A 21,517-nucleotide genomic window follows, 5' to 3' on the forward strand; every position below is an offset into this window, starting at 1 on the left:
TGATTCCTTCCTTTGGTTTACTGGTTGATGGGATGTTCCTCAGCCTTTTTGAACGGGGTTACGTTCACAGTCACGCTGCCGCTGCCCCTGAGTTCCGAAGGCATGGTCCCCTCGAAACGGTACTGGTCGGGGTGGTTGTCGGTGAATGACTCGAACAACATGGGCGCGCCGTCCAACCTGTCGAGCACGACCGGGATTGTCTGCGGCTCCTGCGGCTGGAGGCTGGTCGTCACGACCGCCTTGGATGCGATCAGCGTCCGGCTTTCGTCAGGCTTGAATGTGATTTTGAGGGTGACGGTGCGGGGCTTGTCCGGCGGCGTGTTCACGTCCGCGATGTTGTCCGCGACCTTGGCAAGTGCGATGTTGACAGCTTCAACTACTCCGCCGTTGTTCATGGTTCGCATGTCGAGAGGGCTGCTCATGTCTCTTTCTCCTTTGGGTAAAGAAAGGCCCGGTTTGAGCCGGGCCGGGGTGGTTATTCGGCCCACGCCGGGCATCCGGTGCGCTGTTCGCAGTCGGAGCAGGTCCAGTCGTTCACCTGCGCCTCTGTTTTGGGGCAGGTAACTAAATTGTCGGGCTGTGCTTCCGGTGTGTTTCCTGTGAGTGCGGCGTTAAGTCCTTCTGTCGGAGTCAATTCAGGAAGGACAAGTTGGGATTCCCCGCGTTCAGCCTTGTCGTCGAGGTCAACGGCCATTGCCAGCATTTCAGTTTGAGGAAGCCATGAGACAAGCCGCTTGATTGCAGTTTTCATCCACATGGCCTCTGGTGAGGAAATCCACGGGCTATCCTTCCCATACTTTTTGTTCGCAGTGAAACTTGCGCTGGTCTTTTGTGCGCGTTCGATGTCCTTTTTATCGACAAGGCGAAGCATCCCCTCACCGCCGCCCTTGAATGTACATGCGGCATAGGCCGCAATAAGTTCGCCTTCGCGCGCCTCTGGGTGCAGAAGGTCGACTTTATGGGTGATGGTTGGCGTTATACCTTTTCGATACTCGAATAACCCCTGTTCAATTTCATTCTTGTACACGACATCAGCATTAAATGATGCGATGATTCCAGAACGGTATACGAGTTGAAGCAACCCCTTGTAGCCGATCTGGAATTGGCACTCTTTGCCGTAGGGGATAAGGTACGCAAGCCCTTGTGGGGTGTTGGGTTCAAGATTGAGTTGGGCGCAGGTCATAAGCGCAGCAGCGAAACTTTCTTGTGTGCATCCCATAAGCTTTAAATTGTTGCGGACAGCAGTCAGACAGATGCGGGCGAACCGTTCAGCTTTGTTTTTGCGATCCTTTTCAGATACTCCATTCATCACCAGAGCAATGGCGGGCATCTGCGATTTAATAAGGTCTGTGATATTGTTCTGTGGTACAAGCTGACTCATGCGGCGAATCTCCTTTTGTAAGCCCATTCGGGCAGGTCGAGATCAATGATTTCAGAAGCGTATCCGGGCCAGATGCCGGAGTTGGCGCAGGTTGCGTATGTGCTGAGTGCGTCCTTAATTTCTTCAAGTCCGACCTGCTGCGCTGCCTCGCTGACATTGGCGGCGGTGACGAGGTGGGGGGCAGTCTTTTCGACGGCGACGAGCACGAACACGCTGGAGTCCATGCCCACGGCCCTGAGCGCCCGGCGATACCAGACGGCCTGTCTGTGATAACCCCACTTGAGGATGGAGCGGGCCAAACCTTCCGGGCTGGCGTCGTCCGTACTCTTGAGGTCAACGGCGACGAGTCCGAACCCCGGCACGGTGGCAAGCATGTCCAGTCTGGCCTTGCATGGAATTTCGAGCCCGTCCACGGTTTCGCTCCAGTATATAGAGACTTCCGTCCGCTTATCCTTTGCAGTCATCAATTTGCCGATCAAAGGATGAATCAGAACGGATTCCACCATTGCCAAAGCCGCATTGTGTATTTGGGTGGGCACCAGTTCCAACCCTGCGGCCTTGGCGGTCGCGGCTTCTTCTTTGCCTGCCTTGGTGGAGCCGTTGAACCGTTTCACGGCGTACCGCTTGCAGAACTCGCCGGGTTCGAGCGCGAGGCAGTGAAAAACGGAACCAAAAAGAAGTGCTCCCGTCTCTTCTTCGGCAGCTCCATCCATCCACGCCTTAAACTTTGCGGGGGCCTGTCTGAGCTTGTCCATTCCGCTTTTACTGATGGCGCGGGTGGCGTGATAGATTTCTGGGGGTTCATTGAAATGGATTTCCGGCTTCATTGCACCACCCTTACCCATTCACATGAGCCGATAAAGATCGCCACAATCACGAGGGCCACCTTCACGACCCACGGAGGAGGGGCCCAACGCTTCCACTTGGGGGGAATTGGAAAACGCTTCTTACCGGGCGGGGTTGTGTATACTTCCTTGATCATGCCGCCACCTCCACCTTTTCAAGAACAGCGTTGATTCCCCCAGCCTCATCAAACCAGTCGCACGTTGTCAGCGGGTTAGGATACACAACCAGCTCACCATCAAAGAAGTTTCCGGCCTTCAAAGACCAATCGAGGTGAGTCGCTTCACACTGTTCGATGAACTTCTTTACGGCTTCCTTCGTGTTGAAAACGTGCCGCTCTCTACCGTCCCGTGTGTCCACACAAAAAAAAGTTTGAGCCATAATTTTCTCCTACGTTGAAGTTTGGATTGTTCCCAATCCCGATCAAAAAGCCCCGATTTCTCGGGGCTTCTACGGGGCTAGGCGACAGGGATAGCCCGTTGGTGATGTTCGTTGCAGTATGCATAAATTGCTTTCTTACATGCGGCTTCTACAGAAGCGGGGACACAACACTGAGAGATGAGTTGGTCTCTTCCTGTTTCGTCAGTGATTTCGAATCGACTTACCTTGAGAAAGCCTTTGCGTCCCATATCGCAAGCGACATAGATGTTGTATCCGGTCTGTTGAGGTAGCTTGATTCCGTTGATCCGTGCCGCCTTGATGTAGACGTGGTATCCGTAACCCGTGTCTTTGATTGATGTAACTTCCATGTTATTCTCCATAATTGAAATGCGATTTATCCTAATCCCGTTTCTGCCCCGGAATCCGGGGCAAGTGCGGGGCTAGGCTGGATTTCACGGCTCCAATCCTTCTTGTCTTCGCCGTGTGTGCTCCGCCCATGCTTTCGCTACCAGAGGCCAACGCCATGCCGCTTATGCGGGTACAACGTCGCGCTTGGGGGCATCGTCGCGCTGATTGTCAAAGAACCGTGCGTCGCTATAAGCTACCAAGCCCTGCACAGCGTCGCCGGAAAGTCGATTCCGGGGCGCACGCCGAAATATGCGGGCGTCCATTCGGCATCGTCATCATCCCAAGGTTCAGCCTGAGCCTCTTCTTCGCCGGGAAAGTCGTTGATGTACTGTCTGGCATCTTCGAGGCAGTCGAGATGTTCGATTTCGATTGCTCCGGTTGATGTCACTGTCAGAACTGTGCAAGGCGTAGAAAAAGCGGTCATGACTGTTCTCCTTTTCGGGCTTGAATCCCAATCCCGGTTGCTACCCCGAAGAATCGGGGCAGGGGCCGGGGCTAGGCAGAGTATTCGATCTAATATGGGCAATACTGATCATCCCCAGTTACTTTACGAATGAAACAAATGGCCTCCTCATACGAGGCAAAGGATTCCCATTGTCCCTGAACCGTCGCGTTCCACACGAGATAGATGCTATATTCCGTTCCGTCAGAATACTGTTCAACGATCTCTTCAAACCTGATGGTGTTGTTCATTCTGTTTTCTCCTTTTGGGGTGTTCCCTCGATCCGGTTCCAGCTTTCGGCGGGCCGTTGCCGCGCCATGTTCGCCTTCCCCGGTCGTCGTGGGAAAATAGTCTCTAAAAAGAAACTTTATGTCAATAGTTTTTTCGCATAAAAGATATTTAAACGGCGTTTAGAATTTTCTTTTATGAGACTGAAAAGGCGTCAACATTGCTAACCAATTGGACAAAGGGCATAAAAAAAGCCCCTCATAGTGAGGGGCAGGAAATGGTTATGGCAGAACCAACAGATTTATATCACTTGTTTTATAAAGTTAATAATTACTATGTGTTATCGTTGAATTATATCACTCTCCCGAACCAACGAACCCGGCCATAAACACGAAAGTTTTCAAGATCCGTACCTTCTACAGCTACGTCTACAAAGTCGCGATTTTCCGAGCGCAGGAGCCAGCCGCGCGGAGTCCTCTGAACACGTTTAACAAGGAGCTCCTCCCCAAAACCTACAAGAAAGATTTCTCCATCCTTCAAGTCTTTTGTGGATTGATCAACGAGAATGGTGTCTTTGTGACGGATAAGGGGTTCCATGCTGTGTCCGAGGACATCCATCATGACAGAATCCTTAGAATGAATGCCCACTCGACAAAGAAAATCGTCTCGAAATGCGTACATCCCTAGAACGTCATCCGAGGTGACAAGTGAAGAACCTGCTCCCGCTTGTGCTGAAACCTTGGGGATGAGTGTAAAGCCCTCCAGTTTTTCATCCGGTGGAGTAATCCGAAAGCCTAGGCGATCCAACCATTCAATAAGAGCATCGGCCTTTGGTACGCTTGCGCCAGATAAGAATTTGTAAAATTTTGATTTTTCTGTGTCAGGGTCAACACCAGCCAGTCGCATCAGGGTCGCCTTGTTTCCGCCCCGCCTCTCGATGAGCTGGTTCAATTGGTTAAGAATCTTATCGTATTTCTTCATAATATTAGGATATTACCATATTGTCTCAAGAAAGATACTGCTGTTTTATGCACAATTTTCTTGACAATTTGTATCTAAAAAGAGATTTTAAAGGGCATGAAATATACAGAAGCCATTACTTCCTATCTCGATCAGGCAGATGAAACAGGGGACGCTCTCGCAGAACGTTCCGGTGTTTCAAGGGCGACATTTTACCGAATTTTACGCGGAAACAATGACCCAAGGCTTAGTAGTATCGAAAATCTTTTGAAGGCGGCGGGGTACGTTCTTGAAGCTATTCCAGCCACCTCCAGTACTCCCAACGAACCCGAAGAGGCCCCCCATGCTGGCTGACATTCTGCTTGCGCTTGGCGTCGCTGTCGTCGTGGCCTTCATCTTTTCCCCGGCGCGCTAACCCTTCCGCGCATCGCCGGGCCACGGCTTCCGGCGTCGGGTAGTCCTCGGCGCGGTATGTCCGCCAGCGGGGACAGGGTTCGCCGGGGATCAGGATGCGGACACGCCAGACGTTGCCGTGAAGGGTGAGAAGCAGGTGGATGGCGGGGAATGACATGAAGCCAGTCTATCGAAACGGCTGGATCCGTCATGATGGAAAATCTTAGAGGTTTTCAAGATGCCCGATTACAAGAACATGAGTGCAAAAGAGGCGCTTCGCGAAGCTAAAGACGCCAGCGGCATGACCGCCGAAGAGATCGCGCGCGGGCTCGGTATCTCAGCCTCGCATATGCGTCGGTATCTCGATACGGGGGATAGCTATTTCCCAAGCTTGGGCATGATTCCGGCGTTATGCCGAGTGATGCGGAACACGATCCTTCTGCAATGGCTCGAAGCTCAGACTGCGCCGGAAGCGCCCATTCCCGTCTCTCCTGCGGAAAGCCGGGCGGATGTGCTTACATCCGTAGCTTCCGCTGGCGCCGCCCTTGGTACAGTGCAGGGGATGCTTTCCGGCGTGAAGATCATACATCCGGCAAATGCCCGTGAAATCAGGTCGGCGCTCGGTGACGTGATTACGGCCTGCCGCCGGGTACAAACACAGCTTCAACCCGTAGCCGCTTCCCGCGATCATACAGAGTGCCTTGCCTGTGCGAGGCCGGAAGCAAGAAAACCGTGGTGGAAAAAGATCTGGGGGGAAAGATAATGCCAATCTTGATCTGCCAACAGTGCGGTCGGATGTTTGAGGTGAAACGGTACTTTGCCGAAACCGCAAAATACTGCTCGAAAACCTGCAAAGACAAGGCTGCACAGACGCGCGCCCCGCAAAAATGCAAGTGCTGCGGGAAAGAATTCCCTGTAAAAGGACATGCCGTTTTTTGTGACAAGGCATGTAGTTATGCTTTTAGAGCTGGGGTAAGTCGTGAAGAATGGATCGCTGAACACCCGCAGAGTGACCAGTCGACACTTTTCAAGCGTAAGTGCCATGGCTGCGGGAAGCCCACGAACAATTACAGATGCCCGGCGTGTTGGGAAAAGCTCCGCAGCAATTCAGAGATAGATGGCATCCCGGAATATGAAGTCATGGGGCAGGCATGGATATAGCGCCGTGCCGCTTCGGTCGGCTTCACCGTGATGGACGGCGCGTCCTGTGCTTTGCGGACTGGTCGAAAGAATATGGAGTTCCGGCGTGGACGGCCCGGAACGGGTTCGTCAAAGACGTGAGCTTTTGCCGTCTGTACTGCGAGAAGCGTCCGGACATAATGACTGTTGCTCTTGAGGCAAAAGAAAAGCCCGATGCGGGCACATCGGGCAAGGGGAAAAAACCTTAACAGGTGAATTGAGTATGCAAGAACAATATGAAAAAGTCAACAGTTTTATACTCTATACGGAACAATGGCCAGCAATTTCTTTGTTAAACGATGTTCAGCGTTCAACCCTCATGCAAGCGATTTTCGCGTTGCATGGTGCCTGCCCGATGCCTGAGCTTGATGACATAACCAAGGCTATCTTTCTTCTTATGAAACCTCGCTTTGAAGAGAACCGGGATCGGTATGTGACGAAATGCGAGGCAAACCGTGAAAACGGGAAAAAGGGTGGACGCCCGCGTAAAAATGAAAACCAAACGGTTAAACATGAAAACCCAAAAACCGAACGGTTTTTAGACAAAAACCCAAAAACCCTTACTGACTCTTATACTGACTCTGATTCTGATCCTGATTTTAATACACCCCCACCCCTCACAGAGGGGCCCGGAGGGGGAGGATCCGCTTTCGCTCACGGGGAAGAAAAGCCTACTCCGCGAGAACTCGGAACGAACCCTAGGGCACAAGGAACCAATCCCCGGCTCACTGGTGAGAATTCCCGCGCTCAGGGCACAAACCCACGCGCTCAGGTCGAGGCGGCATACCCGGACATAGCCTTTGTCCAGTTCCGTGAAGCTTACCCAGCGGAAAAATGGGACGAGGGCGCGGCTTGGCAGGCATGGCTTACTCTCTCACGGGCAAAACAGTTGCCGGGGCTCCCCAAGCTGCTTGATGCGGTCACGGCATGGGAAGCCTCCGAGCAATGGCAGAAGGACAATGGGCGATTCATCCCGCTGGCATCTAGCTTTCTCAGCAAGCGGCGGTTCCTCGATACGCCTCCTCAGCGTGCCGACCCCGATGGAGAGTTTAATCCAGAACGCTTTGCCAAGGCCGCTGAACAATGGAAAAATCGGTATAAAATAACAGGGGTTGCATGATGAACGGAGATACTTTTTACGGCATGATGAGAAACGTCTACGCGGTATTCAACAAGCCCGTTCCTCCAGATTCTTCGCCGTTCGTCATGTCCGTCTGGGAGAGAGTGAACCATGTCCCGGATGAAGCTGTCCCGTACATCGTGAACCAGATCGCGGACGAGGAGAAGATGCCCCAAAACGTGGGCCGGGCGATACTCCGGGCATGGGAAAGCTGGCAGGTGAACAATCCGGGGAGGATGGTGCATATCAACTGTGATGTGTGCGGAAATGAAGGCTTTTTCTGGTGTTGGAAGCAAGACGAGAAGACGGGAAAATATCAACACTTTTTGTCTCCTTGCCCCTCATGCCGGAAGTCTGATTACCCTCTGCCCTCGATGCGCGATCTGCGTGAGCGCGGCATTGTCGTAATGCCTGTAGGCTATACGGGGGGCCCGGTGCAGTTTGACCGGGATTCTGAGCTTGGGGCGTTGTGGCCTCTCGGCACGCAGGAAGGGGTTGGAAGGCACTTGGTTTCTGCGGGCAAAGGCACGGATATGCGCCTTGATCCGCGCCGTCTTCGGGCCATGAGCGAGGCTGAACGGGCAGATGTGGCGGGGGCGCGGTATGCGTAGGGCGGCGCGCGTAGACGACAACCAGCGTGAGATCGTGGAAGCACTCCGGCGTGCGGGGTGTTCCGTCTGGTCTCTCGCCGGGGTGGGTAAAGGCTTCCCGGATCTCGCCGTGGGTTTCCGGGGATGCAACCTCTTTCTCGAAGTCAAAGACGGCTCCAAGCCGCCGTGCAAACGCCGCCTGACGCCGGATGAGGAAGCTTTTCATACGTCTTGGCGGGGGCATGTTGCCGTGGTTGAAAGCGTTGAAGACGCTCTTAGAATCGTGGGGCTAATGTGATGAAAAAGCAGGAAAAATTGAAGAAGATCGAAGGGTGGGGCGCTATTTGCGCGTGTGTGGGATGGACTCGTCCCACATTGATAAAGTACGGTTTCCCTGTGTATCGTCAGATCGCACAGGGAAACCGGGTATTTGCGTATGCAGATGAGCTGCAAAAGCACAAGCTCAATCTTGAGCGGAGGATATTCGGTCAAGCTCCCTTTTTATAAGAGAAAGGATCCAGTTCGTCCTTGTCTTTCCTTCTCGTTCTGCGGCAAGCTGTGCCTCTTCCCAAAGCGCATCTGTAACTCGTAGTGTGCGGTTTGTGGCTATATCTTCTTTTTTATAACGCCCGGATCCGGGGCGTCGGCCTCCATGCGTCTTTGCTTCCATCTTTTCCTCTTGCTCTTTTGAAAGTGATCCGATATGTATCAAGCATTCCCCACGCATGTGGGGGTGTTTCTTGCGATAGAAAATCTTTTGATGGGTATCTTTTGACCTTCCCCACATCCGTGGGGGTGTTTCAAGTATGATGCACTTTTAAAGAAAGAGCATCATCCAGCTTCCCCACATTCGTGGGGTGTAAGCCCGGTATGAGCAGATACCGGGCTTTTTTATACTTCCTGAGCTTCCCTCCTCGCCCTTGCCCGTTCCTTCCTTGCCGCTTCTTCGGCGCGGCTATCGCATACAGGATCGTGGGCTTTCCATACTGCGATCATCTTTTCCACCACGTCACGGTCAAAGACGATAGCGTACTTGCTGGCAATTCCCTTCCCCATCCATACCATGCGGCTACTTGCAAGCGGCTCCCCACAGAGTCTTGCGAGCACGTTAGGGCAATGCGGGTCGGGACCTAGGTGCGTCATGCATATCGTATACTTTTCTCCATCGGCGCGTCCTGGGGTTACATCGACGATGCTGAGGCGTGCGGAGTGCTTGCCGTGCGGATATAACTTGCTAAAGATTTCCTTCACTTCATGTGCGGTGATGTGGCGGGCAGTGTCATAGTAGCGGGGTTCTTCGGGGGATACGTCTACGCTCTCGGTTTCTTCCTCCACTTCCGGCTGTTCTACCGCATTGAGTGCTTCGACTTCGCGGGCAAAGACGGACTTGAAGAGCTCCAGAAGATCGTTCTTGGAAGATGCTGATACAAAAGCCTTCTTTGTAAGATCGTAGTATGTGCCGTCAAAGGCTTGAAAAATTTTCGCCATAGCCGAGTTCGTGTACTCGTCGTCTTCCAAAAAGTAGCGCTTGCTTCCGCGCACACTGCGGAGCTCGAAGCCCACGGCCCTAGCTACAGCCTTTTCGTCAAAGTATGCGCGACGATGACCTCCCTTTTCCCACAGTCTGCCGAAGCGCAGAGCTACCTTTTCTTCGGGGGAAAAAACTTCCTCCTGTCCCTTTACATCTACAGTTTCAGCAGGTTCGGGATGTTCGGCACACAAATTTTCGTCGAGGCGGGGCTTACATCTCAGCATGGAAATTCTCCTTTTCTTTTGGGCTGTTCGTTGACGTATAAGATTAATGTTAACAGGGCCTTTTAATCTTCTTCATCATCTCTTTGGTGCTCAAGGATTGCAGCCCGAAGATGTTCAGCCACCAGCTTCTTTTCTTCTGCGGAAAGCGGAAGGGTGGCGTATGCTTCATCATCGTTGGATGAGTATACTTCATCCAAGGTTTCGATGTAGTTCATCATCTTTTCTTCATTGAGAAGAGCATTTATTTCTTCTGTAGAGAGACTATTGAATGTGTTCTCAAAGATGCTTTCTTCAAAGTATTCAAAGCTATTCATCTCAACAGAACCGCTTCCGAAGTTTACTATAAAAGTCTTTTCAGCGTTCATTGTGTGCTCCTTTAGTTTTAGATGTTGTTTTTCTTTTTCCCTTTCGTTGAAAATACAATAGCATCACTTTTTGAAAAACGTAAGTGCATTTTTCAAAAAAAGTTAAAAATAAAAAATACAGTTATAAAAATATGTTGACATACAGCAGGCGTTTGTGCGATACTCAAAAAAGCCATAAGTCTGCTCTCCTTGAAGTAGGTTGATGGTTAGGCCCGTCTTGGTGTTGACAGCACCTTGGCGGGCTGTTTTGTTATTCATACCTTTTCACTTCCTTTCAATCGCTTTCAACCCGTTTCATTCCGTTTCAACTCGTTTCAATCTTTACACTTTTTCTCTGAATGTGGTACGCTCCGGCAAAAGTCAGGAGCGTTTTTTTTATGGGTAAGTTTCATTTTTCCGGTCGGTCACTTCGTAGTCTTTCCGGGGTTCATCCCAACTTGATCGCTGTGGTCGGACTGGCGCTCTCGCAGAGCGTTGTGGACTTCACCGTAGTCGAAGGGCTGCGGGACATCGAGACACAGCGCCAGAATGTCGCCAAGGGCGTTTCTCAGACGATGAAATCCCGACATCTCAAGCAAGACGACGGTTTTGGTCATGCTGTGGATCTCTATCCCTATTTTGACGGCTCCGTGCAGGTAGAGGCGCCAGAGGAAGCTTTCCGGGGCATCGCCTACGCTATGCAGTCCGCCGCCGATACGCTCGGCATCCGCATTACCTGGGGCGGATCTTGGAAGTCTTTCGTCGATATGCCGCACTTTCAGTACGAGGGGGTGAAGTGATGACCACGAGCAAAACTTTTTGGGCGGGGCTCGTAACTGCCCTTGCCGGGCTTCTCAGCATCTTCGGTATCGACGTATCCGGCGATACGCAAGCCGCTATCGTCAACGGCATTTCCGCCATTGCTACGGTTGGGGGTGCGGTTGTTGCCGCCATTTCTGCATGGCGCAGCCGCAAAACCTCCGATACCAAAGAAGAAAAAAAGGCTTGAGCGTGTCCCGTGTCGTTGAAGTCCTCGCTCTTCTCCTCGCGCTCGGCTACCGCTGGCTTGAAAAGCTGGACGCGGATCGGGCTCAGGCTTTCCGCGATTCTCTGCATGATGATGCTCTTGGGGTGCTCATGCAGCAAACCGGGGGCAAGCCTGCCGATCCCGTCTACGCCTACTCTGACAAGTCAGAAAATCGTGGTGCTGGACGGGGTGAGGGGATGGTGGATCGATGAAAGGGACGCGGCAACACTAGCACAGTGGATCTATGACATCGAACAGGTAGCGGGGAAGTGAGCAGGATAGACCATTCCGCATGTGCGGACAGAGAAGAGATCAAAGAGCGTCTTGTGCGTATCGAAACGCTTTTAGAGTCACTCCCCGCCCGCGTCGACTCGCTTGAAGCGGAAAGAGACAAAAGGACGGGCGCATATGTGATTCTTGGCATTATGTGCTCCGCTATCGGCGCGGTTATCAGCAAGATCTTTTGGCACTGAAATTTCCTTGGGATAGGCAGGCCAGCCGAACAGGGGAAGCTACCTCCCCTTTCCCAAGGTTCCCGGTAGGCCAAGAGGTAGACTGGCATGAATGGATACATACAGCGTTCAAAGGGCGATTCTGCAAACGGAACTCACGCCGACAGACAAGCTCGTAGGAATGGCCCTTGCCCTGCACATGGACAGGAGAACTGGAAAGATCAGAGTCCGGCAAAAGACGATAGCAGAGGAATGCGGGGTATCGGACAGGACGGTCAGAAAAGCAATAGCGAATCTCGTGGACGCCGCCGTCTTTACGTCTCAGCGGACAGGACGAGCTGCGCTGTTAACACCGCTCTGGAAAGAGAGTGGAAGAGTGGAGCGGAAGCCCGCTTCCGATCAGACCGGAAAGCAGCTTCCGCCTTGGGTACTCGACACGACACTGAGCACGAGGCCGGAAGAAGAGGAAAAACGAGGGCACGCAAGGTTTTTGATGGAAAAGGCAAGAAAAAACTCAAAACTGTAGCGCGTGAATTTAAATCGGAGCTCACCGCCAAGGCGACGGATTCAGAAAAAGCTTTTGCGGACATTCTTAGTAACGCTGGTATCAAGTATAAATTTCAGAATATTTTTAAGATGGGGAATACGTTTTCAATCGTAGATTTTTTCCTCCCCGATTATGCGACAGTCGTTGAAATCGACGGTGGCTATCATAACACGACTGAACAGTCTGCAAAGGATGAAGCTAGAACAAGGGAATTGCTCAAGCGGCACGTGAACATCGTTCGTGTTGTGCGGTTCAAGAATGAGGAGCTTTCGCTCGGAACAGATTACGTTTTGAGAAAGATGGCACGGGCAATTATTCCGTGGATGAAATGGGAGTTGTGAGCATGGCACGAGAGGACTTGAAGAAACCTCGAAGCACAGAAGAAGCACAGGCTTGGGGCCGGAAAGGCGGCATTGCTTCGGGTATCGCCCGGCGTGAGAAGAAGACTTTTCGGGCGACGCTTGAAGCCTTGCTTGACCGCAAGCTCGACGGCTCACGTCTCACCGGGCGCGAGGCCGTTGCCGTTGCTCTTTTCGAGAAAGCTATGTCCGGTGATGTAAAGGCTTTTCAGGAGCTTAGAGACACCGTTGGCGAGAAGCCCGTGGATAAGCAGGAACTTTCTGGGCCGGATGGTGAGGCCGTCATGCTCAAGCATGAAGTCAGCGCCGAAATTGCTGACATGCTTGAGAAAGTAAAGGGGACTCAAGAATGACGAGAGAAGAGGCGTTAGAGCGGTACAAGGCTGCGAAGTCTGCTGAGGACTTGCGGGCTCTTTGCGCCGGGGATCTCTTCTTTCTGCTCGTCTTCGGTATGAAGCGCGGGGACATAAACCGGGACTGGCTCTATGAGCGGTGCCGGGAAGTACAGCGGGAACCTGATGGCTATCTCGATCTGTGGAGTCGTGAGCACTACAAGAGCACGATCATCACGGTCGGGCTGACGATCCAGAATATCCTGAATGATCCAGAGCTTACTGTGGGCATTTTCAGCCACACGCGGCCTATCGCCAAGGCTTTTCTTCGTCAGATCAAGCGAGAGTTTGAGACGAACCGTCTTTTGCAAGAGCTTTTCCCGCATATCTGCCCACCTGCCAAGGGTGAAACACGTACATGGTCGGAAGATGGCGGCATTGTCGTCCGGCGCTCCACGAATCCAAAAGAGAACACGATTGAAGCGTGGGGCTTGGTCGACGGTCAGCCTACGGGCAAGCACTTCTCGGTGCTCGTCTATGATGATGTGGTGACGCTTGAGTCCGTGTCCACGCCTGAGCAGATCAAGAAGACGACTGACGCATGGAGGTTGTCGCTCAACCTCGGCGCACATGGCGGACGGCGGCGCATGATCGGGACGCGCTACCACGCGAACGACACCTACGCGGAGTTGATAAAGCAAAAAAGCGTCAAGGTGCGCCTTCATCCTGCTACCGATGACGGCACTTTTGAGGGCAATCCCGTGCTCCTTTCTCGTGAAAGGCTTGAAGAAAAGCGCCGGGATATGGGGCCTTTCGTCTTTGCTTGCCAAATGCTCCAGAATCCTCTGGCGGATAAAGCGGATGGGTTCAGACCGGAATGGCTACAATATTGGCAACCTCGCCGGGAGTTTTGGGAGCAGATGAACCGCGTTATCTTCGTAGACCCTGCCGGAAGCAAGAAAAAAGATAGTGATTACTCGGTATTCTGCGTTGTCGGATGGAACATTGACCGGAATGTCTACCTTATCCACGGGGAGCGTGTCCGGGCGAATCTGACCGAGCGGGCCGCTGCGCTGTTCCGGCTGGTGCGGGAGTACAATCCGATTTTCGTCGGCTATGAGCGTTACGGGATGCAGGCGGACATCGAGCATATCAGCAACGAAATGGCTCGTGTTAACTATTTTTTTTCGATCCGGGAAATGGGCGGGCAGACGCCGAAGCCCGACCGTATCCGTCGCTTGATTCCGTGGTTTGAACAAAAGCGGCTTTTCCTGCCCGTCGAGTCTTCTTTCCGGGATCCGGAAGGGGCGATCCGTAACTTTACATCTGAGTTCGTAAGTGAAGAGTACGAGACGTTCCCGGTATGTGCCCATGACGACATGCTCGACTGTCTGGCGCGGCTTGCTGAGCCTGATCTTGGCGTGGGCTTCCCGGAAGCCGCTGACGGTATGAGCGCGGTAGAGCGTGAGCTTGCGCGTATCGCGGAACGCGACAGGCGCGATGACAACGGCCTTTTGTACGGCTGGAGGGGCTAATATGGCGTACCGCTTTATCATCGCTGATTCTCCTGAGCTACGCCGGATGCCGTGGGAGAAGATAAAAGAGGAAGGGCTCACGCGGGCGATTCTCTGGAGCCGCTTGCATCCGACGCTGCTTGACTGGCTAGAGCTTGTGTCTCCTTCCACGACTCTCGTGGGATTGGCGTTTGACGATGAGAAGGGCGGAGAGTTGGCGGGGGCGCTGTGGATTGTCCCGTCCGGGCTGTGCGGGACAGTGCATTTCGTCATCTTCAAAGAGTGGCGCGCTGACAAGGTGCGCCTTGGGCGCGAGGCCGTGCGCTGGATTTTCGAGACGTGGGCCCTTGAAGCCCTGTTTGCTGCGTTCCCGGCCTGTTATCGGCATCTGTGGGCGTTCATGGGCGCGTTGGGCTTTACGCCGTGGCCTGAGTGCCTTCCGAAAGCCTGCCACATGCCCACGGCGGGCAATCAGGCACGCTGCAAAGATATGGCGCTGGCCCTCCTGCGCCGCAATGAAGTGAGATAACTATGGGCGATGTAGTCAGTGGGATTTTTGGTGGTGGGAAGTCTTCTCCCTCAGTCGTCACATACGAGGCTGAACAGGCCCCGCGTGAAGCGGAACAGGAAACGGAAGCGTCGAGCGTGCGGGATGAAGAGCGGCGCAAGCTGCGGCAACGGCGCCTCATGGGGGGGACTCTGCTTTCTTCACCCCTTGGGCAATCCGGGGGCGTCTCAAGCACAGGCTCAAGCCTTCTCGGACGGATAGGGTAACGGCATGGCTGCGGACTTGAAAGAGCTCAAGGCGCTGGTTTCGCATCTTGAAGGGTTGAGGGAAAAGCGTCTCGCACAACAGCTTGAAATCGGCAAGCTGATCCTTCCATCGCGTGGGCTGTTCAGGGGGGAAGAAACGGAAAGCTTGCGCGACGCCAATCTTTTAAATCCCGCAGGGCAAAGGGCTCTCCGCAAGGCCGCCGCAGGGATGACGCAGGCCATTACCCCCGCATCCGATCCGTGGTTCCGCCATGCGTTTCTTTCCCGCGACGATAGGGAAGTGACATACGCCAACGAGTTCGTTGATGCCGTCGATTCCCGTATCCGTTCCGTGCTGTCAGCCGGGGGCTTTTATCAAGGCATCCATGCTTTCAATAAGGAGCTTTTAGGTTTCGGCTGCGCCTTGATCTACTGTGAGTCCTCCCCGCAAACCGTAGCGCGTTTCTTCTGCCAGACCTGTGGCACCTATGCCGTGGCGCTGGATGCGGAAAGAATGCTTTCGTGCGTCGTGCGTCGGCTGCGGATGACTCCCACGGAAATGAGAGAACGCTTCGGGGAAGACAAACTTTCTTCGGTGACGCGGGAATTGCTCAAGACCAAACCCTATGGGCCTGTTGATGTCGTCCATGTCGTTCGGAAGCGGACGGACGGGGATGTCCGCAGGAAAGACTCCCGGAATATGCCGTTCGCTTCGTACTGGTACGAGGAAAATGGAGAGGGCTTTCTGAGTGAAAGCGGCTTCCGTTCCATGCCTTTCTTCTTCACGACATGGGAAGATGCGCGGGGCATTTACGGCACCGGGCCGGGGGATGATGCACTGGCGGATCAGAAGGGCATTGAAGCGTGGGAAAAGCGGAAGGCTGTAGGCATCGAGAAGATGATCGACCCGCCTTTGCTGGCCCCCGGCACGTTGAAGCGGCATGTGCGGGCGGCTCCAGGTGAAACGGTGTCTGATACGGCTTTCGGGCAAAGTAACGGTCTCCGGCCTCTTTATGAGGTCAATTTCGGTACGGCTGTTCAGTATGTGCAGGAAGAGATCAACCAGATCGCGATGCGGCTTGAAGACGTGATGATGGCGAACATCTTCGCGAACATGAGCCTTGAAACGCGCCCTGCCGGGATGACCATGACCGAGTACATGGACAGGCGCAGGCGTTCCGCCGAACTCATGGGACCCACGGTTTCAAGCTACGAGCCGCGTGTGCTCAACCCGCTGATCGAGCGTGTCTATATGCTGCTTGATGATGCCGGGCTGCTTCCCCCGCCTCCTGATGGACTTTCCGAATGGGCGACGCTTGACGTGTCATACCAGTCGCCTATGGCGCAAATGCTTGAGCAGTCGGGCGCCGTGGCTACGGCTCAGTTCATGGAACAGGTAGCGCCGCTCGTGCAGATTGTTCCCGATATTATGGACAAGATTAACACCGACCAGATGGTTGACGAGCTCGCGCAGCGTATGGGCGTTCCGGCTTCCATCATCAACTCGGATGAGCAAGTCGCGGCTATCCGGCAACAGCGGGCAGAGGTGCAGGCGGCACAGCAAGCGCAGGCTGCGGCACTGATGGAAGCTGAACAGGCGGCGAAACTCGGAAACGTCAAGACTCAGGGGACAGTTGCCGGGGCTGTCTTGGGGGCTGAACAGGAGACGGTGCAGTGAGCATTCAGACGGCGGAAGAGGCGCGCGCGGAAAGGTTAGTTAGGGAAGAGCGTGAGCGTCGGGACTGGTTCGACATGATGCAGAGCGAGGCCGCGTTTCGGGTTTTTCTGGGGCTGCTCGATGAAATGGGTGCAAGTCGGCTCATGGTGACAGAGGACGACATGCGGATGCGCAACATGGCGGATCAAATTCTCAGCCGAATCGCCAACGCCGATCCTCAAACGTATGTCCGCCTGATGTTGGCATTGAAAAATATTTAGGAGGGTTACAGATGGATGAGCCTATTGTTGATGGACAGGAGCAGGTGACGCCCACGGAAGGAGTCAACGCGCCTTCGGAAAATGGCGGGACACCTTCGGAAACGTCTGCCAGTCCTCAAGCTGGTACGCAGGAAAGTGCCGTTTCCGATTGGCGCGCCAGCTTGCCGGAAGGTTGGGCGGACAAGCTGAAAGATGTTGAAAGCGCCGATGACGCAATCAAGGCGCTTGAGCGTGGCCTTGGCTACAAGCCAGCGGAAAAGGCTGATGACATCGTGCTCAAGTATCCCGAAAGCTTCAAGGGAAAAGTGGATGAAGGCGTTGAGGCTGGATTCCGCAATTTCTGCGTCAAGCAAGGGATCACGCCGGGGCAGGCTCAGGCTTTGCTCGACTGGCAACTCGGCGCGGACAAGGAAATCAGGGACAAACTGATTGAAGACGGCACCAACGCCTTGCGCGAGACGTGGGGCAGTCGGTTCGATGAAAACCGCAGTGCGGCCCTGAAAGCGTTCGTAGCGCTGGACAGGCGCATGGACGGGGAATTGTCCGGCACCGTATCCGGGCACGGCATGGCGAACGATCCTGTTTTCGTCCGGGCGTTCTATGAAATCGGCAAGCTGCTTTCCGAAGATACGCTTTCCGGCGGAAACGGGGCTCCTTCTCCTGATGCGGCTGAAAGTCCTGTTGATACTTATAAAACCATGTTCAAGGGGTAAGTTATGGCTGTAGCGCAGACGCTGCATGAAATTGCACTCGACAAGGCAAAGAAGCGCCCTGAGCTTGTGGACTTCCTCACCGAAGAAGCCCCCATTCTCAAGATGCTGAAATGGATTCCGGCAACCCACGGCCTTTGGAATGTTGAAGAGGTTCTTGACTCGATCCAAGGGGCAAGTTTCACGGACTTGGGAGCGCCCCTCCCGTCCATGAAGGCTGAAACCCAACTCCGGCAAACCTATGTCAATCTGCTCGGCGGAGAGGTGGAAGTCAGCAAAGATAAGGCCGATCAATTCGGGGGAGCCGCTAAATACTTCGCCCGCCGCGAGAATGCTTTTTACAAGCAGGCGGGCATGGATACGGAACTGGCGATCTGGCGTGACTACTGGCGCAAGGCGGCGCTTAAGCACAAACTTGTAACAAAGTGTGGTGCAACGGCGAATGCCTATACCATTCTGATTGTCCGCTTCGATCAGGAAAACAACATCGGCATTTATGACCCCACACAGTTTAATCAGGGCCGCTTGCTCGATCCTGAGCCGCTCAATGGCGGTTCTCTTTACCATTTGCGCAGTCAGCCCGGCGTAGCCGGGTACGGCGTGGAATACAGGGGGCGTTTTGGCTGGCAGTTGCTTAATGCCGAACGCGCTGTTTTCGGGCTGGTCAATGTTGATGCCGAACATCTGCCCACGCTGACGCAGATCGAGGATGCCATTGCCGCCGTGCGGGGAACGGCAACGAATACGTACATCTTTGGGCACCACAAAATTGTGCAGAAGACGTTCAGCGCCATTAAGCAGGCTGACATCATGTATGTGAATGGTGACAAGGATCTCCAGACTATCATCGGGGCCATTAACGGCATCAAGATCATTGGCTCCTATAACTTGCCTGACGGTACTGAAACCGCCGTGGCGTAGGGGGAACATATGGCTTTTGAGTTCGGTTCTGAAAACCGTTGGTATGACCAGTATTTCGGCAAAGACGTGGCCCTTCCCTCCACTACAAGCAAGGTGTGCGACACGCCGCTGGCTGTAGGCCAGCATCACGGCTCTCTTGCCGTGACCATCGCCGCAAAAGGCGCTGTAAGCATCCCCTCGACGAAAAAGCTCACCGTGACCATTCAGGGGGCGGATACGGAAGACGGATCCTTTGCCGACATCGCCGGGGCCCCTGAAATGAGCATCAGCGGCGGTGCCAGTGCGGCAACGGCCTTTGCTGACGGTGACATCATGGGCAAGCTGGTGCTGCCGGATATGCAACGCTACGCCAAGATCAAGCTGACGACTGACGGAGCGGCTACCGGAAAGGTTGACGTGTTCCTGTCTTACCTCGCCCGATAAAAGCGGGGGGCTTTTGCCCCCTGCCTTTTCAGCATCTTATTGAACTACTTTGAGATAGCCATGATCACGAGAAAGCAGACGGTCAAAAAGTATACAGTAACGGCTGGTGTCCTCACCTATAACATCCCTTTCCCGATCTATGAGTTAGGAGATGTTCTTGCTGTCTGGTCAGCGGATGAGAATGGACTTGATGAATACACGCTGACGTTGGGCTCTGATTATGGCGTTACGATAAACAGTGCTGGAGATGGCGGCACGGTAACATTGAAGCCTGATCGGGTTCCGATTGGTGCAACTCTTGCCATTGTTTCAAATATTCCAGAAACACAAGAGCTTGATTTATCGCATACTGCTGAGGTTGACACGGAGTCAACTGAAAAGGAGCTGGATCGTCAGGTTCAAATGATTCAGCAACTTAGTGATAAAATCGCGCGCTGTATAAAAGTTAATATTACAGACTCCCGGACGCCTGATGATTACATGCGTGACTTCTGGGAAGCTGTCGCTGCGGTTCTGAAAGCTTTAGGAATCGTAGAAGACGCCCATGAGTATGTGCAAAAATTTGTGGCTGGAATCCCGATCTTCAAATCGAACCTTAGTGAAGTCGAAAACAGCGGTGTTGATGGTCTTTTCTGGGTTCCCGGATTCGGAGATTGCGGAGATCGAGGAGACAATATTTCAAACCGCGTTGTTGTTGCTGATGAGACGCGGAAGCCGAGACCCTTGGGAGAGCGTTTTGCCGACATCATTAACGTCAAGGACTTTGGTGCCAAGGGCGACGGCGTGACCGATGATACAGAGGCATGGATAAAGTTCAAGGCCGCTACTGGGGGCATAAAGTATATCCCCGAAGGTCACTATCTTATTGATGGTGAAGTTCGTTATTTTCCTGTCGGGTGTATTGGTAATGCCGATGCAGAAAAATTTGACGTAAGTAGATGGTCGCAAACTGTAGATAAAGGGAATGTTATCAATATAGGCAGAGAATGGATTCCTATTGATTTAAATGATTGTAAAAATATAGCACCTATAGTTGCTATTGAAAATAAAATAGATACTTCCAATGTCTCTGGGTATGACAATCGTGCTGTATGTGCGTATCTTACGCATACTCAAGAAGGCAATAATGAAGAAAATAGATTGTTTTCTACTACGCTCATACTTGGAGCCGAAAACAAAGCTGCCGGGGATAATGACGTTATTTGTTTTTCGTCCAGAGCGCAGCGATATGACGTTCCTGGGGGGGTAGGTGATACTGCCGGAACTGGAGGACGCATTGATACATATTCTCATCAAAAAGGTTGTGCAATGGGTGCAGAGTTTGCATCCCATGTAATAGACTGTGGAATACCTCGTCCTAGTGATTATGGCAATGTATCAACGTCAAAGTGGGTTACTCCTCTGCATATTACTGGAGATAGTACAGGCTCACCAGCTACGGCAGCAATCCTGATTCAGGGGAAATCTGGATATAACCCATTTTTTGATGGTATTCAGTTTTCCTATAGCATGTTCAAGTTTGCAAAGAATGCTACGTTTCTTATAAACGAAATTCCTAACAATGACGGAACTGTTAACCCCTCGTATCCGGGAGAATACGTTACTACTGATGAAAATGGGCATTTGGATGGAACCGTTGCGTTAAATATGGGCTCATTCAGTGAAGCAAACGGTTATCCTGATGTAGGAATAAAGTTTGGCTATTGCAAAGAGCACATAGCTATACCATCAGGGAAAATGATGAATAACCTCATGACATCCATGAGGATACATTCAAAATCTGGTGCAGGACTACGATTAGATGCAGATAAAAACGACAATGATAACTATTTGTCATGCTATTTGGGGTTTTATAATGATAGAATCCTAAAAGGACGTATTGAATATATACCAACAAATCAATCAATAAATATTGTAAATGATGCTCAAGGTTCTGGTCTCACATTAATTGGAACGAGTTTTCGTCCGACTACTAATGGGACGTTAGCACTTGGCGGGCCAGATAATAAATTTTCAGAAGTTTATGCTCAAACTGGAAATATAAATACTTCTGATGAAAGAAAAAAGCAGAGTATCTCTAATATTCCTGATAGAGTTCTTGATGCTTGGGGGGAAGTCGGTTTTTATGAGTTCAGATTTAATGATTCAGTAGAACGTAAGGGAGAAAAAGCAAGATTTCATACTGGCTTGATAGCACAAAGAATAAAGGCTGTATTTGAAAAATACAGTATAGATCCATTTAAATATGGTCTTCTTTGTTATGACAGTTGGGCAGAGAAACCTGACGTATATATCGAATATGACGAAAAAATACCTGCTGAGTATGATGAAAATAATAATATTATTGTTGATATGCGTATAGTTCATCATAAGAAACTTGTGGAAAAAGGAATTACGGCAGGTGAACTATATAGCGTTCGTTATGATGAAGCTCTTTGTCTTGAAGCGGCCTATCAGCGTCGTGAGCTCGAAAGATTGAAAGCTCGGATAGAGTCATTGGAATCACAGATGAGGTAA

32 protein-coding genes are annotated in these 21,517 nt (G+C 52.3%); 21 read left to right on the top strand and 11 right to left on the bottom strand.

Features of this window, described 5'->3' with window-relative positions; translation table 11 throughout:
• Positions 1-17 precede the first annotated feature (17 nt).
• From ACZM8Y_RS02705 to ACZM8Y_RS02740, 8 genes are all read right to left on the bottom strand, one after another.
• The gene (locus ACZM8Y_RS02705; RefSeq protein WP_479858197.1) at positions 18-422 is read right to left on the bottom strand and encodes a hypothetical protein; all 405 of its coding nucleotides are present in this window, start codon (positions 420-422) and stop codon (positions 18-20) included.
• A gap of 53 nt (positions 423-475) precedes the next feature.
• Positions 476-1,381, bottom strand: coding sequence for a recombinase RecT (locus tag ACZM8Y_RS02710; protein WP_479858198.1), 906 nt, complete (start codon positions 1,379-1,381; stop codon positions 476-478).
• Positions 1,378-2,208: a PD-(D/E)XK nuclease-like domain-containing protein gene (locus ACZM8Y_RS02715; RefSeq protein WP_479858199.1), complete on the bottom strand. Its 831-nt coding sequence runs from the start codon at positions 2,206-2,208 to the stop codon at positions 1,378-1,380. The genes ACZM8Y_RS02710 and ACZM8Y_RS02715 overlap by 4 nt, the downstream gene beginning before the upstream one ends.
• A 151-nt stretch (positions 2,209-2,359) precedes the next feature.
• Complete coding sequence (locus ACZM8Y_RS02720; protein ID WP_479858200.1) at positions 2,360-2,605, bottom strand: hypothetical protein; 246 nt, start codon at positions 2,603-2,605, stop codon at positions 2,360-2,362.
• A gap of 77 nt (positions 2,606-2,682) precedes the next feature.
• Positions 2,683-2,973, bottom strand: a complete 291-nt coding sequence (locus tag ACZM8Y_RS02725) for a hypothetical protein (protein WP_479858201.1) — start codon at positions 2,971-2,973, stop codon at positions 2,683-2,685.
• A gap of 233 nt (positions 2,974-3,206) precedes the next feature.
• Positions 3,207-3,437 carry a hypothetical protein gene (locus tag ACZM8Y_RS02730; RefSeq protein ID WP_489501546.1) on the bottom strand — a complete coding sequence of 77 codons (231 nt, stop codon included), beginning with the start codon at positions 3,435-3,437 and terminating at the stop codon, positions 3,207-3,209.
• An 89-nt stretch (positions 3,438-3,526) separates the two neighbouring features.
• A complete protein-coding gene (locus ACZM8Y_RS02735; RefSeq protein ID WP_479858203.1) occupies positions 3,527-3,706 on the bottom strand; it encodes a hypothetical protein in 180 nt (59 codons plus the stop codon).
• 328 nt (positions 3,707-4,034) lie between these two features.
• A complete protein-coding gene (locus tag ACZM8Y_RS02740) occupies positions 4,035-4,664 on the bottom strand; it encodes a S24 family peptidase (protein WP_479858204.1) in 630 nt (209 codons plus the stop codon).
• Positions 4,665-4,760: 96 nt separating this feature from the next.
• On the opposite strand from ACZM8Y_RS02740, the gene ACZM8Y_RS02745 reads away from it, so the two are divergent.
• On the top strand, positions 4,761-4,997 hold the full coding sequence (locus ACZM8Y_RS02745; RefSeq protein ID WP_479858205.1) for a helix-turn-helix domain-containing protein: 237 nt from the start codon (positions 4,761-4,763) through the stop codon (positions 4,995-4,997).
• Here the strand turns inward: ACZM8Y_RS02745 and ACZM8Y_RS02750 are convergent.
• A complete protein-coding gene (locus tag ACZM8Y_RS02750; protein ID WP_479858206.1) occupies positions 4,939-5,214 on the bottom strand; it encodes a hypothetical protein in 276 nt (91 codons plus the stop codon). The two genes, ACZM8Y_RS02745 and ACZM8Y_RS02750, sit on opposite strands and share 59 nt — an antisense overlap.
• Positions 5,215-5,274: 60 nt before the next feature.
• Between ACZM8Y_RS02750 and ACZM8Y_RS02755 the strand changes: the two genes are divergently transcribed.
• The 6 genes from ACZM8Y_RS02755 (at position 5,275) to ACZM8Y_RS02780 (ending at position 8,432) form a co-directional block, all read left to right on the top strand.
• Complete coding sequence (locus ACZM8Y_RS02755) at positions 5,275-5,799, top strand: helix-turn-helix domain-containing protein (RefSeq protein ID WP_489501547.1); 525 nt, start codon at positions 5,275-5,277, stop codon at positions 5,797-5,799.
• Positions 5,800-6,187: 388 nt separating this feature from the next.
• Complete coding sequence (locus ACZM8Y_RS02760) at positions 6,188-6,424, top strand: hypothetical protein (RefSeq protein ID WP_489501548.1); 237 nt, start codon at positions 6,188-6,190, stop codon at positions 6,422-6,424.
• 14 nt (positions 6,425-6,438) lie between these two features.
• Positions 6,439-7,335 (top strand): DUF6291 domain-containing protein, encoded by an 897-nt coding sequence (locus ACZM8Y_RS02765; RefSeq protein WP_479858209.1) that lies wholly within the window; start codon positions 6,439-6,441, stop codon positions 7,333-7,335.
• Positions 7,332-7,946: a hypothetical protein gene (locus tag ACZM8Y_RS02770; protein ID WP_489501550.1), complete on the top strand. Its 615-nt coding sequence runs from the start codon at positions 7,332-7,334 to the stop codon at positions 7,944-7,946. Before ACZM8Y_RS02765 ends, ACZM8Y_RS02770 begins: the two co-directional genes overlap by 4 nt.
• Positions 7,939-8,223 carry a hypothetical protein gene (locus ACZM8Y_RS02775; RefSeq protein ID WP_337430857.1) on the top strand — a complete coding sequence of 95 codons (285 nt, stop codon included), beginning with the start codon at positions 7,939-7,941 and terminating at the stop codon, positions 8,221-8,223. The genes ACZM8Y_RS02770 and ACZM8Y_RS02775 overlap by 8 nt, the downstream gene beginning before the upstream one ends.
• Positions 8,223-8,432, top strand: coding sequence for a flagellar hook-length control protein (locus ACZM8Y_RS02780; RefSeq protein ID WP_489501551.1), 210 nt, complete (start codon positions 8,223-8,225; stop codon positions 8,430-8,432). The genes ACZM8Y_RS02775 and ACZM8Y_RS02780 overlap by 1 nt, the downstream gene beginning before the upstream one ends.
• 384 nt (positions 8,433-8,816) lie before the next feature.
• On the opposite strand, the gene ACZM8Y_RS02785 is transcribed toward ACZM8Y_RS02780, so the two are convergent.
• Positions 8,817-9,680: a hypothetical protein gene (locus tag ACZM8Y_RS02785; RefSeq protein WP_483972098.1), complete on the bottom strand. Its 864-nt coding sequence runs from the start codon at positions 9,678-9,680 to the stop codon at positions 8,817-8,819.
• Between the two features lie 62 nt (positions 9,681-9,742).
• On the bottom strand, positions 9,743-10,045 hold the full coding sequence (locus ACZM8Y_RS02790; RefSeq protein WP_483972099.1) for a hypothetical protein: 303 nt from the start codon (positions 10,043-10,045) through the stop codon (positions 9,743-9,745).
• Between the two features lie 377 nt (positions 10,046-10,422).
• On the opposite strand from ACZM8Y_RS02790, the gene ACZM8Y_RS02795 reads away from it, so the two are divergent.
• From ACZM8Y_RS02795 to ACZM8Y_RS02860, 14 genes are all read left to right on the top strand, one after another.
• Entirely contained in the window at positions 10,423-10,824 is a 402-nt protein-coding gene (locus ACZM8Y_RS02795) for a M15 family metallopeptidase (RefSeq protein ID WP_483972100.1), read from the top strand.
• The gene (locus tag ACZM8Y_RS02800) at positions 10,824-11,033 is read left to right on the top strand and encodes a hypothetical protein (protein ID WP_337430850.1); all 210 of its coding nucleotides are present in this window, start codon (positions 10,824-10,826) and stop codon (positions 11,031-11,033) included. The genes ACZM8Y_RS02795 and ACZM8Y_RS02800 overlap by 1 nt, the downstream gene beginning before the upstream one ends.
• Positions 11,034-11,035: 2 nt before the next feature.
• A complete protein-coding gene (locus ACZM8Y_RS02805) occupies positions 11,036-11,263 on the top strand; it encodes a hypothetical protein (protein ID WP_489501552.1) in 228 nt (75 codons plus the stop codon).
• A gap of 348 nt (positions 11,264-11,611) precedes the next feature.
• Positions 11,612-12,391, top strand: coding sequence for an endonuclease domain-containing protein (locus tag ACZM8Y_RS02810; RefSeq protein WP_489501553.1), 780 nt, complete (start codon positions 11,612-11,614; stop codon positions 12,389-12,391).
• A 2-nt stretch (positions 12,392-12,393) separates the two neighbouring features.
• Complete coding sequence (locus ACZM8Y_RS02815; RefSeq protein WP_479858217.1) at positions 12,394-12,762, top strand: hypothetical protein; 369 nt, start codon at positions 12,394-12,396, stop codon at positions 12,760-12,762.
• Positions 12,759-14,276 carry a hypothetical protein gene (locus ACZM8Y_RS02820; RefSeq protein WP_489501555.1) on the top strand — a complete coding sequence of 506 codons (1,518 nt, stop codon included), beginning with the start codon at positions 12,759-12,761 and terminating at the stop codon, positions 14,274-14,276. The genes ACZM8Y_RS02815 and ACZM8Y_RS02820 overlap by 4 nt, the downstream gene beginning before the upstream one ends.
• Before the next feature lies 1 nt (position 14,277).
• Positions 14,278-14,784 (top strand): hypothetical protein, encoded by a 507-nt coding sequence (locus ACZM8Y_RS02825; protein ID WP_489501556.1) that lies wholly within the window; start codon positions 14,278-14,280, stop codon positions 14,782-14,784.
• A 2-nt stretch (positions 14,785-14,786) separates the two neighbouring features.
• Positions 14,787-15,029, top strand: coding sequence for a hypothetical protein (locus ACZM8Y_RS02830; protein WP_489501557.1), 243 nt, complete (start codon positions 14,787-14,789; stop codon positions 15,027-15,029).
• A gap of 4 nt (positions 15,030-15,033) precedes the next feature.
• Entirely contained in the window at positions 15,034-16,686 is a 1,653-nt protein-coding gene (locus ACZM8Y_RS02835; RefSeq protein WP_489501558.1) for a portal protein, read from the top strand.
• Entirely contained in the window at positions 16,683-16,946 is a 264-nt protein-coding gene (locus ACZM8Y_RS02840; RefSeq protein ID WP_479858221.1) for a hypothetical protein, read from the top strand. The genes ACZM8Y_RS02835 and ACZM8Y_RS02840 overlap by 4 nt, the downstream gene beginning before the upstream one ends.
• Positions 16,947-16,957: 11 nt before the next feature.
• Entirely contained in the window at positions 16,958-17,659 is a 702-nt protein-coding gene (locus ACZM8Y_RS02845; RefSeq protein WP_479858222.1) for a hypothetical protein, read from the top strand.
• 3 nt (positions 17,660-17,662) lie between these two features.
• On the top strand, positions 17,663-18,577 hold the full coding sequence (locus tag ACZM8Y_RS02850) for a major capsid protein (RefSeq protein ID WP_489501559.1): 915 nt from the start codon (positions 17,663-17,665) through the stop codon (positions 18,575-18,577).
• A gap of 9 nt (positions 18,578-18,586) precedes the next feature.
• Positions 18,587-19,000 (top strand): hypothetical protein, encoded by a 414-nt coding sequence (locus ACZM8Y_RS02855; protein WP_489501560.1) that lies wholly within the window; start codon positions 18,587-18,589, stop codon positions 18,998-19,000.
• A gap of 60 nt (positions 19,001-19,060) precedes the next feature.
• The gene (locus ACZM8Y_RS02860) at positions 19,061-21,517 is read left to right on the top strand and encodes a tail fiber domain-containing protein (protein ID WP_489501561.1); all 2,457 of its coding nucleotides are present in this window, start codon (positions 19,061-19,063) and stop codon (positions 21,515-21,517) included.

This window comes from Bilophila sp., assembly GCF_057864385.1.

Coding starts and splice junctions, on each gene's coding strand:
- ACZM8Y_RS02705 (WP_479858197.1), bottom strand. CDS start 422: ATGAGCAGCCCTCTCGACATGCGAACCATGAACAACGGCGGAGTAGTT.
- ACZM8Y_RS02710 (WP_479858198.1), bottom strand. CDS start 1,381: ATGAGTCAGCTTGTACCACAGAACAATATCACAGACCTTATTAAATCG.
- ACZM8Y_RS02715 (WP_479858199.1), bottom strand. CDS start 2,208: ATGAAGCCGGAAATCCATTTCAATGAACCCCCAGAAATCTATCACGCC.
- ACZM8Y_RS02720 (WP_479858200.1), bottom strand. CDS start 2,605: ATGGCTCAAACTTTTTTTTGTGTGGACACACGGGACGGTAGAGAGCGG.
- ACZM8Y_RS02725 (WP_479858201.1), bottom strand. CDS start 2,973: ATGGAAGTTACATCAATCAAAGACACGGGTTACGGATACCACGTCTAC.
- ACZM8Y_RS02730 (WP_489501546.1), bottom strand. CDS start 3,437: ATGACCGCTTTTTCTACGCCTTGCACAGTTCTGACAGTGACATCAACC.
- ACZM8Y_RS02735 (WP_479858203.1), bottom strand. CDS start 3,706: ATGAACAACACCATCAGGTTTGAAGAGATCGTTGAACAGTATTCTGAC.
- ACZM8Y_RS02740 (WP_479858204.1), bottom strand. CDS start 4,664: ATGAAGAAATACGATAAGATTCTTAACCAATTGAACCAGCTCATCGAG.
- ACZM8Y_RS02745 (WP_479858205.1), top strand. CDS start 4,761: ATGAAATATACAGAAGCCATTACTTCCTATCTCGATCAGGCAGATGAA.
- ACZM8Y_RS02750 (WP_479858206.1), bottom strand. CDS start 5,214: ATGTCATTCCCCGCCATCCACCTGCTTCTCACCCTTCACGGCAACGTC.
- ACZM8Y_RS02755 (WP_489501547.1), top strand. CDS start 5,275: ATGCCCGATTACAAGAACATGAGTGCAAAAGAGGCGCTTCGCGAAGCT.
- ACZM8Y_RS02760 (WP_489501548.1), top strand. CDS start 6,188: ATGGATATAGCGCCGTGCCGCTTCGGTCGGCTTCACCGTGATGGACGG.
- ACZM8Y_RS02765 (WP_479858209.1), top strand. CDS start 6,439: ATGCAAGAACAATATGAAAAAGTCAACAGTTTTATACTCTATACGGAA.
- ACZM8Y_RS02770 (WP_489501550.1), top strand. CDS start 7,332: ATGATGAACGGAGATACTTTTTACGGCATGATGAGAAACGTCTACGCG.
- ACZM8Y_RS02775 (WP_337430857.1), top strand. CDS start 7,939: ATGCGTAGGGCGGCGCGCGTAGACGACAACCAGCGTGAGATCGTGGAA.
- ACZM8Y_RS02780 (WP_489501551.1), top strand. CDS start 8,223: ATGAAAAAGCAGGAAAAATTGAAGAAGATCGAAGGGTGGGGCGCTATT.
- ACZM8Y_RS02785 (WP_483972098.1), bottom strand. CDS start 9,680: ATGCTGAGATGTAAGCCCCGCCTCGACGAAAATTTGTGTGCCGAACAT.
- ACZM8Y_RS02790 (WP_483972099.1), bottom strand. CDS start 10,045: ATGAACGCTGAAAAGACTTTTATAGTAAACTTCGGAAGCGGTTCTGTT.
- ACZM8Y_RS02795 (WP_483972100.1), top strand. CDS start 10,423: ATGGGTAAGTTTCATTTTTCCGGTCGGTCACTTCGTAGTCTTTCCGGG.
- ACZM8Y_RS02800 (WP_337430850.1), top strand. CDS start 10,824: ATGACCACGAGCAAAACTTTTTGGGCGGGGCTCGTAACTGCCCTTGCC.
- ACZM8Y_RS02810 (WP_489501553.1), top strand. CDS start 11,612: ATGAATGGATACATACAGCGTTCAAAGGGCGATTCTGCAAACGGAACT.
- ACZM8Y_RS02815 (WP_479858217.1), top strand. CDS start 12,394: ATGGCACGAGAGGACTTGAAGAAACCTCGAAGCACAGAAGAAGCACAG.
- ACZM8Y_RS02820 (WP_489501555.1), top strand. CDS start 12,759: ATGACGAGAGAAGAGGCGTTAGAGCGGTACAAGGCTGCGAAGTCTGCT.
- ACZM8Y_RS02825 (WP_489501556.1), top strand. CDS start 14,278: ATGGCGTACCGCTTTATCATCGCTGATTCTCCTGAGCTACGCCGGATG.
- ACZM8Y_RS02830 (WP_489501557.1), top strand. CDS start 14,787: ATGGGCGATGTAGTCAGTGGGATTTTTGGTGGTGGGAAGTCTTCTCCC.
- ACZM8Y_RS02835 (WP_489501558.1), top strand. CDS start 15,034: ATGGCTGCGGACTTGAAAGAGCTCAAGGCGCTGGTTTCGCATCTTGAA.
- ACZM8Y_RS02845 (WP_479858222.1), top strand. CDS start 16,958: ATGGATGAGCCTATTGTTGATGGACAGGAGCAGGTGACGCCCACGGAA.
- ACZM8Y_RS02850 (WP_489501559.1), top strand. CDS start 17,663: ATGGCTGTAGCGCAGACGCTGCATGAAATTGCACTCGACAAGGCAAAG.
- ACZM8Y_RS02855 (WP_489501560.1), top strand. CDS start 18,587: ATGGCTTTTGAGTTCGGTTCTGAAAACCGTTGGTATGACCAGTATTTC.
- ACZM8Y_RS02860 (WP_489501561.1), top strand. CDS start 19,061: ATGATCACGAGAAAGCAGACGGTCAAAAAGTATACAGTAACGGCTGGT.